The organism is Micromonospora sp. CV4 (assembly GCF_003667455.1).
Classification (GTDB): Bacteria; Actinomycetota; Actinomycetes; order Mycobacteriales; family Micromonosporaceae; genus Micromonospora.
Map to the genome: position 1 here is coordinate 1 of NZ_RCVI01000395.1, position 12,562 is coordinate 12,562.

11 protein-coding genes are annotated in these 12,562 nt (G+C 74.7%); 8 read left to right on the top strand and 3 right to left on the bottom strand.

Annotated elements, in window-relative coordinates; genetic code table 11:
* The first annotated feature begins 167 nt into the window (after positions 1-167).
* From EAD98_RS27175 to EAD98_RS27185, 3 genes are all read left to right on the top strand, one after another.
* Positions 168-1,520, top strand: a complete 1,353-nt coding sequence (locus tag EAD98_RS27175; protein WP_199723578.1) for a dipeptidase — start codon at positions 168-170, stop codon at positions 1,518-1,520.
* Between the two features lie 78 nt (positions 1,521-1,598).
* Positions 1,599-1,805: a hypothetical protein gene (locus tag EAD98_RS27180; protein WP_074313863.1), complete on the top strand. Its 207-nt coding sequence runs from the start codon at positions 1,599-1,601 to the stop codon at positions 1,803-1,805.
* An 84-nt stretch (positions 1,806-1,889) separates the two neighbouring features.
* Positions 1,890-3,482, top strand: a complete 1,593-nt coding sequence (locus tag EAD98_RS27185; RefSeq protein WP_199723579.1) for an ATP-dependent DNA ligase — start codon at positions 1,890-1,892, stop codon at positions 3,480-3,482.
* A 19-nt stretch (positions 3,483-3,501) separates the two neighbouring features.
* Here EAD98_RS27185 and EAD98_RS27190 read toward each other — a convergent pair whose 3' ends face one another.
* Both EAD98_RS27190 and EAD98_RS27195 read right to left on the bottom strand, forming a co-directional pair.
* On the bottom strand, positions 3,502-4,404 hold the full coding sequence (locus EAD98_RS27190; RefSeq protein WP_121656815.1) for a hypothetical protein: 903 nt from the start codon (positions 4,402-4,404) through the stop codon (positions 3,502-3,504).
* Between the two features lie 96 nt (positions 4,405-4,500).
* Positions 4,501-5,322 carry an SURF1 family protein gene (locus EAD98_RS27195; protein ID WP_121656816.1) on the bottom strand — a complete coding sequence of 274 codons (822 nt, stop codon included), beginning with the start codon at positions 5,320-5,322 and terminating at the stop codon, positions 4,501-4,503.
* Between the two features lie 169 nt (positions 5,323-5,491).
* Here EAD98_RS27195 and EAD98_RS27200 point away from each other — a divergent pair, with 169 nt between their 5' ends.
* Both EAD98_RS27200 and EAD98_RS27205 read left to right on the top strand, forming a co-directional pair.
* Positions 5,492-6,901: a cobyrinate a,c-diamide synthase gene (locus EAD98_RS27200; protein ID WP_121656821.1), complete on the top strand. Its 1,410-nt coding sequence runs from the start codon at positions 5,492-5,494 to the stop codon at positions 6,899-6,901.
* Positions 6,898-7,467: a GNAT family N-acetyltransferase gene (locus EAD98_RS27205; protein WP_121656817.1), complete on the top strand. Its 570-nt coding sequence runs from the start codon at positions 6,898-6,900 to the stop codon at positions 7,465-7,467. The genes EAD98_RS27200 and EAD98_RS27205 overlap by 4 nt, the downstream gene beginning before the upstream one ends.
* 9 nt (positions 7,468-7,476) lie before the next feature.
* Here EAD98_RS27205 and EAD98_RS27210 read toward each other — a convergent pair whose 3' ends face one another.
* Positions 7,477-9,609, bottom strand: a complete 2,133-nt coding sequence (locus tag EAD98_RS27210) for a transglycosylase domain-containing protein (protein ID WP_121656818.1) — start codon at positions 9,607-9,609, stop codon at positions 7,477-7,479.
* Positions 9,610-9,731: 122 nt separating this feature from the next.
* Between EAD98_RS27210 and cobC the strand changes: the two genes are divergently transcribed.
* The 3 genes from cobC to EAD98_RS27225 all read left to right on the top strand — a co-directional run.
* Positions 9,732-10,835, top strand: a complete 1,104-nt coding sequence (gene cobC, locus EAD98_RS27215; RefSeq protein ID WP_121656819.1) for an Rv2231c family pyridoxal phosphate-dependent protein CobC — start codon at positions 9,732-9,734, stop codon at positions 10,833-10,835.
* Complete coding sequence (gene cobT / locus EAD98_RS27220) at positions 10,835-11,938, top strand: nicotinate-nucleotide--dimethylbenzimidazole phosphoribosyltransferase (protein WP_121656820.1); 1,104 nt, start codon at positions 10,835-10,837, stop codon at positions 11,936-11,938. The genes cobC and cobT overlap by 1 nt, the downstream gene beginning before the upstream one ends.
* Positions 11,939-11,966: 28 nt before the next feature.
* Positions 11,967-12,562 (top strand): bifunctional precorrin-2 dehydrogenase/sirohydrochlorin ferrochelatase (locus EAD98_RS27225; protein ID WP_305035536.1); only part of this gene is annotated, 596 nt, incomplete at its 3' end.

Consider the following 12,562-nt stretch of genomic DNA (forward strand, 5'->3'; position numbering starts at 1 on the left):
GCGCCCGCCGTCGCGCCGGCCGGACCGCGCCCGGCGCGACGGCGGGCGCCGGTCCGGCGGGAGCCGGTGACGGTACGGGCTCGTGACGGTACGGGCGTGACGGTGCGGGCTCGGCCGGCGCGCCGAGGTAAGGCCGGCATACGATTCCGGTCATGACCACACCGATCATGTCCGAGTCCCAGGTGCGGGCCGCCGTGGAGCGGGAGATGCCCGGCGTCCGGGCCGACCTGGAACGCCTCGTCCGCATCCCCGGCATCGCGTTCGAAGGCTTCGACCACTCACACGTGGAGCGTTCCGCCGAGGCGGTCGCCGAGCTGCTGCGCGGCTGTGGGCTGGACGTCGACATCGTGCGTTCCGGCGGGCAGCCCGCGGTGATCGGCCGCCGTGCCGCCCCGGCCGGCGCGCCCACCGTGCTGCTCTACGCCCACCACGACGTGCAGCCGGTCGGCGACCGGTCGCTGTGGGAGTCCGACCCGTTCGAGCCGGTCGAGCGCGACGGTCGGCTCTACGCCCGGGGCGCGGCCGACGACAAGGCCGGCATCATGGCGCACATCGCGGCGCTGCGCGCGTACGGTGACGCGCTGCCGGTCGGCGTGGTCCTCTTCATCGAGGGCGAGGAGGAGTACGGCTCCGACTCGCTGGAGCGGCTGCTGGCGGAGCACCGCGACGAGATCGCCTCGGACGTCATCGTGATCGCCGACTCCGGCAACTGGGACATCGGCGTACCGGCGCTGACCACCTCGCTGCGCGGCATCGTCAACTGCTTCGTCGAGGTCCGCACGCTGGACCACGCGGTGCACAGCGGCATGTTCGGCGGTGCCGTCCCGGACGCGCTCACCGCGCTGGTCCGGCTGCTGGCCACCCTGCACGACGACGCCGGGAACGTGGCGGTGGACGGGCTGGTCGGCCGCGAGGGCGCCACCGTCGACTACCCCGAGGACCGGATCCGGGGCGAGTCCGGGCTGGCCGAGGGCGTGCAGTTCATCGGCACGGGCCGGATCACCGACCGGCTCTGGACCAAGCCCGCGCTGGCGGTGCTCGGCATCGACGCGCCGTCCACCGGCGAGGCGCCGAACGCCCTGGTCCCGTCCGCGAAGGCGAAGCTGAGCATCCGGCTCGCCCCGGGCGACGACCCCAAGCGGGCGTACGCGGCGGTGCGCGCGCACCTGGAGAAGCACGCGCCGTGGGGCGCGCAGGTGACGGTCACCTTCGAGCACGACGGCGACCCGTGCGTGATCGACGCGTCCGGCCCGATGTTCGACGCCGCCCGCTCGGCGTTCCGGGAGGCCTGGGACGGCACCGACCCGGTGGACATCGGCGTCGGCGGGTCGATCCCGTTCATCGCCACGTTCCAGGAGATGTTCCCGAAGGCGGCGATCCTGGTGACCGGTGTGGAGGACCCGCACGCCCGCGCGCACGGCCCGAACGAGAGCCTGCATCTCGGGGAGTTCGCCCGGGTCTGCCTCGCCGAGGCGCTGCTGCTGGGCAAGGTGGCCGCGGCGGGCACGAACACCCCCTAGGGTGTCGGAACCGTAACTTCCGGTGTGATCTGGGAGTTTGCGGTGTGTCGGGCGCGGGGCTGTTATAACCTTTCGAACATGAGTACGAACGAGGTGATGGCCCGGTTGGGGGCCGCCGTCAGCGCGCTGGGGGACGTCGACGTCTCCGCGTGGTCCGAGGACACGCTCAAAGAACAGCTCGGTGAGCTCTCCGCCGCCCTGGTCGCCCTCGACTCGGTGCTCTCCCGGGTCGCCGGCGAGGTCCGCGCCCGGGGGCTGCGCATCGAGGAACCCGTCTCCGCCTGATCCGCCGTCCACCTGGTCGGCGGCATCCTGCCGACACCGCCCGGGCACGGCAATGCCCGGGCGGTGTCGGGGGTGACTGGCAGGATGGGGCTCGTGCGGTTCCTCGACCTGGCAGCCACGTCCGCCGCCGTCGGCGCCACCAGCGGCCGACGCGCCAAGGTGGAGCTGCTCGCCGACGCGCTGCGCCGGCTCGACCCGGCCGAGGTGGAGCCCGGCGCCGGCTATCTCGCCGGTGAGCTGCGGCAGCGACAGACCGGGGTCGGTTATGCGAGCCTGCGTGACCTGCCGTCACCGGCCGCCGAGCCGACGTTGACCGTGGCCGCCGTCGACGCCGCCATCGCGCAGATCGCCGCAGTGCACGGCGCGGGCTCGCAGGCGCGACGCCGAGCGCTGCTCGGGGCCCTCTACGCGGCGGCGACCGCCGAGGAGCAGCGGCTGCTCACCAACCTGTTCAGTGGTGAGCTGCGGCAGGGCGCCCAGGCCGGGCTGCTCGCCGACGCGGTGGCCCGGGCCGCCGAGGTGCCGGTGGCCGCGGTCCGTCGAGCCCTGCTGCTCGCCGGTGACCTGCGCGTGGTGGCGGTGGCCGCGCTGACCGGAGGCGCCGCCGAGCTGGCCGGGTTCGGCCTGCGGGTCGGCCGGCCGCTGGCGCCGATGCTCGCGCAGAGCGCCCCCTCGGTCGATGAGGCGCTGACCGCGACCGGCACCCCGGCGGTGGTCGACGTGAAGCTCGACGGCATCCGCATCCAGGTGCACCGCTCCGGCGCGGACATCGCCGTCTTCACCCGCAGCCTCGACGACATCACCACCCGGGTGCCCGAGGTGGTCGCCGCGGTCCGTGCCCTGCCCGGTCGGGAGTTGGTGCTCGACGGCGAGGCGATCGGCCTGGACCAGACCGGCCGCCCGCTGCCGTTCCAGCAGACGTCCAGCCGGGCCGCCCGGCGCACCACGCCCAGCACCACCGGGCGTACACCGGTCGCCCCGGCGGTGCTCGCGGCCGCCGCCAGCGCCGGCGAGACCGTGCTGACGCCATACTTCTTCGACCTGCTGCACCTCGACGGCCAGGATCTGATCGACCTGCCGGGCCGGGAGCGGTGGGAAGCGCTCGCCGGCGCGGTGGACGCCTCGCTGCTGGTGGGGCGCATGGAGGTCGACGGCCCGGAGCAGGCCGGGGCCGCGTTCGCCGCCGCGCTCGACGCCGGCCAGGAGGGCGTGGTGGTCAAGGCGCCCGACGCGCCCTACGACGCCGGCCGGCGCGGCGCGGCGTGGGTCAAGGTCAAGCCCCGGCACACGCTGGACCTGGTGGTGCTCGCCGTCGAGTGGGGCAGCGGCCGGCGGCAGGGCTGGCTGTCCAACCTGCACCTGGGTGCGCGCGACCCGCGCACCGGCGACTTCGTGATGCTCGGCAAGACGTTCAAGGGGCTCACCGACGAGCTGCTGCGGTGGCAGACCGAGCGCTTCCTCGGCCTCGCGGTGGAGCGTGGCGACTGGGTGGTCCGGGTCCGCCCCGAGCAGGTGGTGGAGATCGCCTTCGACGGGGTGCAGACGAGTTCGCGCTACCCGGGTGGGATGGCGCTGCGGTTCGCCCGGGTGGTGCGGTATCGGGACGACAAGTCCGCCGCCGAGGCCGACACCATCGACGCGGTCCGCGCCATCCACGCCGGGCGTCCCACCGGCTGAGCGGCCGCACCGGCCCGGGTCACCGGCCCGAGAGCGACCGGGCGTAGTTGACCTGGTTGTTGAGGTGCTGCACCTGGCCCTGGTCGGTGACCGGGATCCGGGCCACGTACTGCTGGGCGCCGTTGGTGACGGTCACCTGCACCGTGCCGTAGTGCCGGGTCTCCTTGACCAGCAGGAACAACAGGCTGAAGAAGGCCAGGCAGAAGAAGCCGACGATCGCACAGACCAGCGCCCAGGTGGCGACCTTCTCGTCCCGCTGCCAGTAGTCGGCCACGTGCCAGGAGGCGCCGGCCAGCGGCAGCACCCCGGTCGGCGTACGGATGATCGGCGGGCTCACCGTGATCTCGGCGATCTGCACCGCGACCACCTCCGGCCCGGCGGTCGCGAAGCCGGCCGGGATCGGGTGCCCCGGCATCGGAACCGGCGGGTACGGCCCGGCCGCCGGCCACGCCCCGGCGGGCTGCGCGGGAGGCGCGGAGAACTGCCCCGGAGGCCCGGAGAACTGTGCGGGCGGCCCGGAGAACTGTGCGGGCGGCCCGGAGAACTGTGCCGGAGGCCCGGAGAAGGGTGGCGCGGAGAACTGCGCGGGTGCTACGGCGAACGACGCGGGAGGCGCGGAGAACTGCGCCGGAGGCCCGGAGAACGGTGCCGGTGGCGGCGGAGGCTGCGTCGGCGGCGCGGCGAACTGTCCCGCCGACGGGACCGGCGCGGCGGGGAACTGCGCGGTGGGTGCCGTCGTCGGCCACGCTGTCGTCGGAGGTGCGGTGGGCGTATCGGAGAGCGGCGCGGCCGGGAACGGCGCCGTCGGCGGGGTGACCGGAAGCGGCGCGGTGGGCGGCGCGGCGGCCCACGGATCGGTCGGCGGGTGCGCCCGGGTGACCGGCTCGGAATCGGGCAGCGGGGCCGTGGGATCCGTGCTCACCGGGACCCCCAACGCGAGATGATCACTCGGCGGAGACTACCGGCTGCCGTGTCGTCCCGGGCTCCCCCGAGCGTCCGGTTGGGGGACACCGGCGCGTCAGGCGGACGCGCTCGGCGTCGGCTCGGCGGCCCGGTCCAACGGGGGCGGGGTGGCGCCGATGACAGCGGCCCGGCGGGCCTCCCGACGGGCCACCCAGCCGTAGCCGAACAGGGCCATCACGGCGAAGAGCCACCACTGCACGACGTAGCCGAAGTTCTGCCAGTTGTTGGTGTGCCCGACCGGCACCGCCTTGAACACCGGGTCGGCGGCCGGGGTCTGCTCGTCCAGCAGCAGGTAGGCGCCGTACACCGGGTAGGGCAGTTCGCGGGCCAGCCGCGGCACGCCGATCCGTCGGATCTCCAGTCGACCGTCGCGCCGTTCCACCGTGCCGGCGCCGCTCTCGGTCGCGTGCACCCGACCGACCACCGTCACGTCGCCGGTCGGCACGGCGGGCACCGGCGGCTGCGCTGTCGCTCCGCCCGGCGCGGGTGGAATCCAACCCCGGTCGACCAGCAGCGCCGTGCCGTCGGCGAGCACCAGCGGGGTCAGCACCTCGAAGCCGACCCGGCTGTCCACCGTCCGGCCGCGGACCAGGACGGTGTTCGTCGGGTCGTACCGGCCGGTGACGGTGACCCGGGTCCACACCTTGTCCTCGGCGGGTGCCGGGCCGGTCGTTCCCGCGCCGCCCGCGGGGGCGCGCAGCGCATCGGCCAGGGGCGCCGGAGGCATCCGCAGGCCGGCGTCGATCCGCTCGTTGACCTCGGTGCGCCCCCGGTAGCGGTCCAGCTGCCAGTTGCCGAGCAGGACCATGACCGCGGCGGCGACCAGGGTCAGGGCGAGAGCGCCCAGCCACCGTGGGCTCAGCAGGAACCGGTACACGGCAACGAGGTTACCCGTATGACCGACGCCACTGACCTGGACCGGGCCGCGACCGGGCGACCGACCCCGGTCGGCGGTGCTCGCGTGTCGCTCGGGGCGGGTATCGTCACGCGGACGGACCGGCCCCCCGGTCCGCCGTCGCGTACCCGCCGCCCGCGAGGAGTCGATGATGACCGTCGTGCCGCGCCTGGTGCTCAGCGCGCCGTCCTCCGGGCACGGCAAGAACGCGCTGGCTATCGGGCTGCTCGCCGCCCTGGCCGAGCGGGGGGTCGACGTCGCCGGGTTCAAGCTCGGCCCGGACCACGTCGACGCCGCCTACCTCGGGCTCGCCTCCGGTCGGCCCGGCCGGGTGATCGATCCCCGGCTCGTCGGCGTCGACCGGCTCGCCCCGCTGGTCGCGCACGGTGCCGAGGGCGCCGGGCTCGCCGTGGTGCAGGGCAGCATGGGCCTGTACGACTCGGTCGGCGGCCGCCCCGAGCAGGAGTCCACGGCGGCCGCGGCCGCCGCGCTGCGCAGCCCCGTGGTGCTCGTGGTCGACGTGGCCGCGATGGGCCAGTCGGTGGCCGCCATGGTGCACGGTTTCCGCTCGTACGACGAGCAGCTCTGGCTCGGCGGGGTGATCCTCAACCGGGTGGCGTCCTCGCGGCACGAGGGAATGCTGCGCGAGGCGCTGGATGACGTGAACGTGCCGGTCTACGGCGCGCTGCGCCGGCAGGACCTGCCGGCGGTGCTGCCGTCGCGGCGGCACGGCGTGGTGCCCGTGGTCGGCGGGTCCGCCGATGCCGCCCGCGCGGTCCGCCGGCTGGGCGAGGCCGTCGCCGCCACGGTCGACCTGGAGCGGCTGCTCGGGCTGGCCCGCTCGGCTCCGCCGCTGCCGGCCTCGGCCTGGTCGCCGGAGGAGGCGCTCGGTCCGGTGACGGTTCCGGCGGACCGGCCGCTGGTGGCGCTCGCCGGCGGGCCGGGGGGCAGCTTCAGCCACCCGGAGACCGCGGAGCTGCTGCGGGCCGCCGGCGCCGAGGTGGTCACGGTCGATCCACTGCGCGACGAGGCGCTGCCGGCCGGCGCCCGTGCGCTGGTCATCGGCGGCGCGCTGCCCGAGGCGTACGCCGAGCAGCTGTCGGCCAACCGGCGGCTCTGCATCGCCGTGGCGGAGCTGGCGCGCACCGGGCGTCCGGTGGTCGCCGAGGGCACCGGCCTGCTCTGGCTGGCCCGGGAACTGGACGGGCTGCCGATGTGCGGGGTGCTGGACGCGGTCGGCGTCAGCCGGGACGGCCTGGTGGTGGGCTACCGCGAGGCGACCGCCCAGACCGACAGCGTGGTCGCCGCGCGCGGCACGGTGCTGGTCGGGCACAAGGAGCACCGCGCGGTGCTCACCCCGCGGTCCGGTCAGCGTCCGGCGTGGAGCTGGGACGGGGGCACGCCGGAGGGCTTCGTGTGGCGCAACGTGCACGCCTCGCAGCTCACCCTGCACTGGGCCGGCCACCCGACGACCGCCGCCCGGCTGGTCGCCGCGGCGGCGGCCGACCCGGCGACCGAGCCGGTGCCCGCGGAGCCGGAGCCCGGCGGGGTGCCGGCGTGATCGGTCAGGTTGCGGTACGCCGCTTCCCGGAGCTGACCGTCTCCACCCCGCGCACCGAGGTGCGCCGGCACACCGCGGCCGACGCGGCGGCCGTCGGGGAGATCTTCGCCGACAAGCTGACCCGCCGCTGGCTGCCGTTGGCCGACGACTCCGGCCCGATCGACGGGCACGCCTGGTGCACCGACCTGGCCCGGCAGCGGCGTGACAGCGGCGAGGGGGACCACTGGGCGGTGCTCCGGCGCGAGGACGACCAGGTGGTGGGCTCGCTTTGGACCCGACGCACCGACTGGGGCGCCCGGGCCACCGAGATCTCCTACGCGATGGCCCCGCACGCGCGCGGGTTCGGCCTGGCCGCCGAGGCCGTGGACGGGGTGGCCATCGCGCTGATCCTGGAGCACGGCTTCCAGCGGATCGAGCTGCGGGTGGCCCCCGGCAACCTGGCCTCCCGCCGTGTCGCCGAGAAGGCCGGCTTCAGCTACGAGGGCCTGCTGCGCAACGCCGGCTTCGTCCGTGGCGGCCGGGTGGACCTGGAACTCTGGTCGTTCGTCGCCGCCGACCTGCGCTGACCCTCGCCCTCAGCCGACGATGGCGTCCGAGGGTGGAGTGAACTGCCGGGTCGGTTGACCCTTCAGTCCGTCGCGCAGGGTCTCCGCGACCGCGCCGATCGGGATCTGCGACTGCCCGTCGCCGACCGCGTTGAACGGGTTGTCCGGGTCGGAGATGAAGCTCGCCGCGGCCAGCTCCGGGGTGTAGCCGACGAACCAGGCGGACCGGGTGCTGTCGGTGGTACCGGTCTTGCCGGCCACCGGGCGGCCGACCGTTCCCCGGACGCTGTCGGCGGTGGACCAGCCGCCACAGCCCCCACGCGCCGGGGTGTCCCCGGTCGGGCAGCGCGCGGCGTCGGTGGCCGCCCGGGCGGCGTCCGCACTCACCACCTGCCGGCAGCGCGGCTTGGCCACCTCGCGCTCGATGCCGCTGGCGGTCGCGTACGTGGTCGGTGTGCCGTCCCGGTTCATGATCGCCTGCACCGGGATCGCCTCGCAGTACCGGCCGTCGGCGGCGATGGCGGCGTACGCGTTCGCCATCTCCAGCGGGGTGGCGTCGGAGACGCCCAGGGTGAACGCGCCCCACTTCTTCGCCTTCGTCGGGGACGCCTGCTCCCGGTCGACGTCGGTGCGCCAGCGCAGCCCGAGCTGTTCGGCCAGCCGGACCGCCCGTTCCGCGCCGACCTGCTCCTCCAGCCACACGAAGTACGTGTTGACCGACTTGCCGAAGCCGGACCACATGGTCTGCTGCCCGGTCATCGCGCCGCTGGCGTTCGAGGGCGCCCAGCCGTCGTAGACGGCCGACTTGTAGCGGTACGGGGCGTTGAACGAGGTGGAGAGCGTCATCCCCGAGTCCAGCGCGGCCAGCATCGGGAACATCTTGAACGTCGACCCGGCCTGGTAGCCCGGCAGGTCGCCGCCGCCGAGCAGCGGCGCCACCGTGTTCGGGTAGTTGGCCTTGACCTTCGGCCCCGCCTCGGGGTTGGAGCTCTGCGGGTTCTCGCTGAGGTCCAGCGAGTACGTCCGGTTCACCGCCATCGCCTTCACCCGCCCGGTGCCGGGCTCGGAGACCACGATGCCGTTGGCGAACGGGCTGCCGGTGCCCTCCTTGGCGCCGACGTTCTTCTCCGCCGCCTCCTGGATCTTCGGGTCGATGCTGAGCACGATCCGGTAGCCGCCCCGGCGCAGCTTGTCCATCCGTTCCAGCCGGTTCGCACCGAACGCGGGCTGCGCGCTCCACCAGTTCTTCAGGTAGTCGCAGGCGAAGCCCCAACTGTTGTACTTCTCCGACACGGCGGCGCAGTCGTTCGGCGGGCTGGTCAGCTTCAGGCGGATCGGTTCGGTCTTGGCGGCGGCGGCCGAGTCGGGGGAGAGGTAGCCGAGTTGGCTCATCCGGTCCAGGACGTAGTTGCGCCGTCCGGTCGCCTCCTTCTGGTCGGAGTCGGCCGGGTCGTACTCCGACGGGGACTTGACCAGCCCGGCGAGGGTGGCCGCCTCGACGGGGGTGAGGTCCTTCGGGGTCTTGGAGAAGAAGATCTCGCTGGCCGCGTAGATGCCGTACGCGCGGTGCCCGAAGTACGCCGAGTTCAGGTAGCGCTCCAGGATCTGCTCCTTGCTCATCTCCTTCTCCAGGTCCAGCGCCATCCGCATTTCCTTGACCTTGCGCAGGCTGGTCTGCTGGGTGGCCTCCTGGACCTCCTTGGGGGTGGTCGCGCTGTCCCGCAGGGCCATCCGGACGTACTGCATGGTCAGGGTGGAGGCGCCCTGGGAGACGCCGTTGGAGCGGGTGTTGGCCACGAAGGCCCGTGCCACGCCCTTCGGGTCGACGCCGTGGTGCTGGTAGAAGCGGGAGTCCTCGGCGGCGACGATCGCCTGCTGGATGTTCGGCGACATGTCCGACAGCTTCGTGTACTGCCGGTACTCCTCGTAGAACATGGTCAGCACGGTCTTGCCGTCCGGGGCGTAGAGGTACGAGGTCTCGGCGGGCAGGGCGGTGGCCAGCAGCTTGGTCTTCTGCTCCACGGCGTGCGCGGTGGCCTTCGCGCCGAGCCCGGTGAGGGCGACCAGCGGGTACGCGGCGGCGGCGATCACGATGCCGGCGATCAGTCCGGCGCGCAGGAGAGGGACGAGTCGACCAGCGGCAGCAAGGGGTCGGTTGCTCACGTGGCCAAGTTATGACATTTCCGATTCGTACATGAGAAGAACTCATAAACCGGCGGGTGGGTGACGCGGCTTACGCGGAGATCAGCTGTCCCATCGGCCGCCTTCCCGGCAGGATCGCGGACATGCGTGATCAGCCGAGCGGAGCGACACCCGTCGCCGGGACGGGAACGGCGGCTGCTCCCGAGCCGGACCTGGGACATCACGGCGACGCGGAGGTCGGCGCGGGGCTGGTCGACCTGGCCGTCAACGTCCGCCAGGCGCCGCTGCCGGATTGGCTGGCCGGCCCGATCACCGCCACCCTCACCGACCTGGCCCGCTATCCGGACCCGGCGCCGGCCCGGGCCGCGGTCGCCGCCCGGCACCGACGTCACCCGGACGAGGTACTGCTCACCGCCGGCGCCGCCGAGGGGTTCGTGTTGATCGCCCAGGCGCTGCGCGGCGTCCGCCGCCCCGTCGTGGTGCACCCCCAGTTCACCGAGCCGGAGGCGGCGCTGCGGGCCGCCGGGCACCCGGTGCAGCGGGTGCTGCTGGACCCTGCCGAGGACTTCCGGCTCGACCCGAACCGGGTGCCCGCCGACGCCGACCTGGTGATGATCGGCAACCCGACGAACCCGACCTCGGTGCTGCACCCGGCGCAGACGGTGGCCGCGTTGGCCCGCCCCGGCCGGGTGCTGGTGGTCGACGAGGCGTTCGCCGACACGACCGTCGCACCGGGGCATCCCGGCGAACCGCAGTCGCTGGCCGAACGGCGTGATCTGCCCGGGCTGCTCGTGCTGCGCAGCCTCACCAAGACCTGGGGCCTGGCCGGCCTGCGCATCGGCTACCTGCTCGGCGAGCCGGAACTGCTGTCCCGCCTCGCCGCCGTCCAGCCACTCTGGGCGGTCTCCACGCCCGCGCTGGCCGCCGCGACGGCCTGCGCCACCCCCGTCGCGGTCCAGGCCGAACGCGCGATCGCCGCCGAACTCGCCGCCGACCGCGACCACCTGGTCGCGCGCCTCGCCGACCTGCCTGGTGTACGCGTCGTCGGCCGTCCCGCCAGCGCGTTCGTCCTGCTGCACCTGCCCGGCGCGACCCCGGTCCGGGCCGCCCTGCGCGAGCGCGGCTGGGCGGTGCGCCGAGGTGACACGTTTCCCGGCCTCGGCCCGGACTGGCTGCGGGTCGCGGTACGCGATCGAAACACCACCGACGCGTTCATCGAGGTGCTGCGCGAGACCATGGAGGCATGATGCTGGAGACCACGATCGCGGCGATCCAACCGCCGGACGAGTCGGCCATGGCCGATGCCCGTGCGCTGCACGGCCGGCTCACCAAGCCGGCCGGCTCGCTGGGCGCGCTGGAGGAGCTGTCGGTACGCCTGGCGGGCCTCGCCGGCACCTGCCCGCCGCCGCTGCCCGAGCCGGCCGCCGTGGCGATCTTCGCCGGGGACCACGGGGTGCACGCCCAGGGAGTGACCCCGTGGCCGCAGGAGGTCACCGGGCAGATGATCGGCAACTTCCTGGCCGGCGGCGCGGTGGTCAACGCGTTCGCCCGGCAGGCGGGCGCCTCGGTCACCGTGGTCGACGTCGGCGTGGCCACGCCGACGCCCGCCGGGCCCGTCCAGCCGGCCGCTGAGACGTCCGGCCCGGTCGTCCTGGACCCGTCCACGCCCCGGCTGGTCGCCGCGTCCGTGCGTCGGGGCACCCGGGATCTCGCGGTGACCGCCGCGCTCACCCGGGACGAGGCGCGGGCGGCGGTGCAGACCGGCATCCGGATCGCCGGCGAGTTGATCGACGCCGGGGCCGCCATCCTGCTCACCGGCGACATGGGCATCGGCAACACCACCCCCGCCGCCGCGCTGATCGCCGCCTTCACCGGCGCCGACCCGCTCGACGCCACCGGCCGGGGCACCGGGGTCGACGACCCGACGTACGCCCGCAAGGTGGCGGTGGTGCGGGCCGCGCTGGCCCGGCACACGCCCGACCCGGCCGACCCGCTGGGTGTGCTGGCCGCCGTCGGCGGCCTGGAGCACGCCGCGCTGGCCGGGCTGATCCTGGGCGCCGCGGCGCGCCGTACGCCGGTGCTGCTGGACGGGGTGATCGCGGTGTCGGCCGCCCTCGCCGCCGCCGCGTTCGCCCCGGACGCGGTCGGCGCCATGGTCGCCGGCCACCGTTCGGCCGAGCCCGGCGCGACGGTGGCGTTGCGTCACCTCGGCCTCGACCCGCTGATCGACCTGGGGCTGCGCCTCGGCGAGGGAACCGGGGCGCTCCTGGCGCTGCCGGTGGTCACCGGCGCGGTCCGGGTGCTGCACGAGGTGGCCACCTTCGACTCCGCCGGGGTGGCCGAGAAGTGACCGCCCGCGTCCAGCTCGGAGGTGCGGTGTGAGCGCCAACCCGTACCCCCTCGGCCTGCGGCTCGACGGGCGGCGGGTGGTCGTCGTGGGCGGTGGGGCGGTCGCCACCCGACGGGTGCCGGCGCTGCTGGATGCCGGCGCGGACGTTCTGCTGGTGGCGCCGGAGCTGACCCCGGCGCTGCGCGCCCGCGCGGACGCCGGCCGGCTGTGCTGGGTGCCGCGCCGGTTCGAGCCGGAGGACCTGGACGGTGCGTGGCTGGTCCAGGTGGCGATCGACGACCCGATCGCGGCGGCGTCGGTGAGCGCCGTCGCCGCCGAGCGCCGGATCTTCTGCGTCCGCGCCGACGACCGCCTGGCGGCCACCGCCTGGACCCCGGCCGTGACCCGGCACGGCCCGGTCACCGTGGCGGTGCTCGGTGGCGGCGACCCGCGCCGCGCGATGACCGTCCGCAACGCCATCCGCGATCTGCTCGCGGCCCGCCTGACGCCGCAGTCTGCCACTCCGACGCGCGGTGCCGCTCCCACGCACGGCCAGCCCGATGCCGAAGCGGCGACCGCTGCGGCCGAGCCAGCCGGTGCGGCTGATACGGCCGGCGGGGGCCCTGTCTCCTATACACCTCTGAC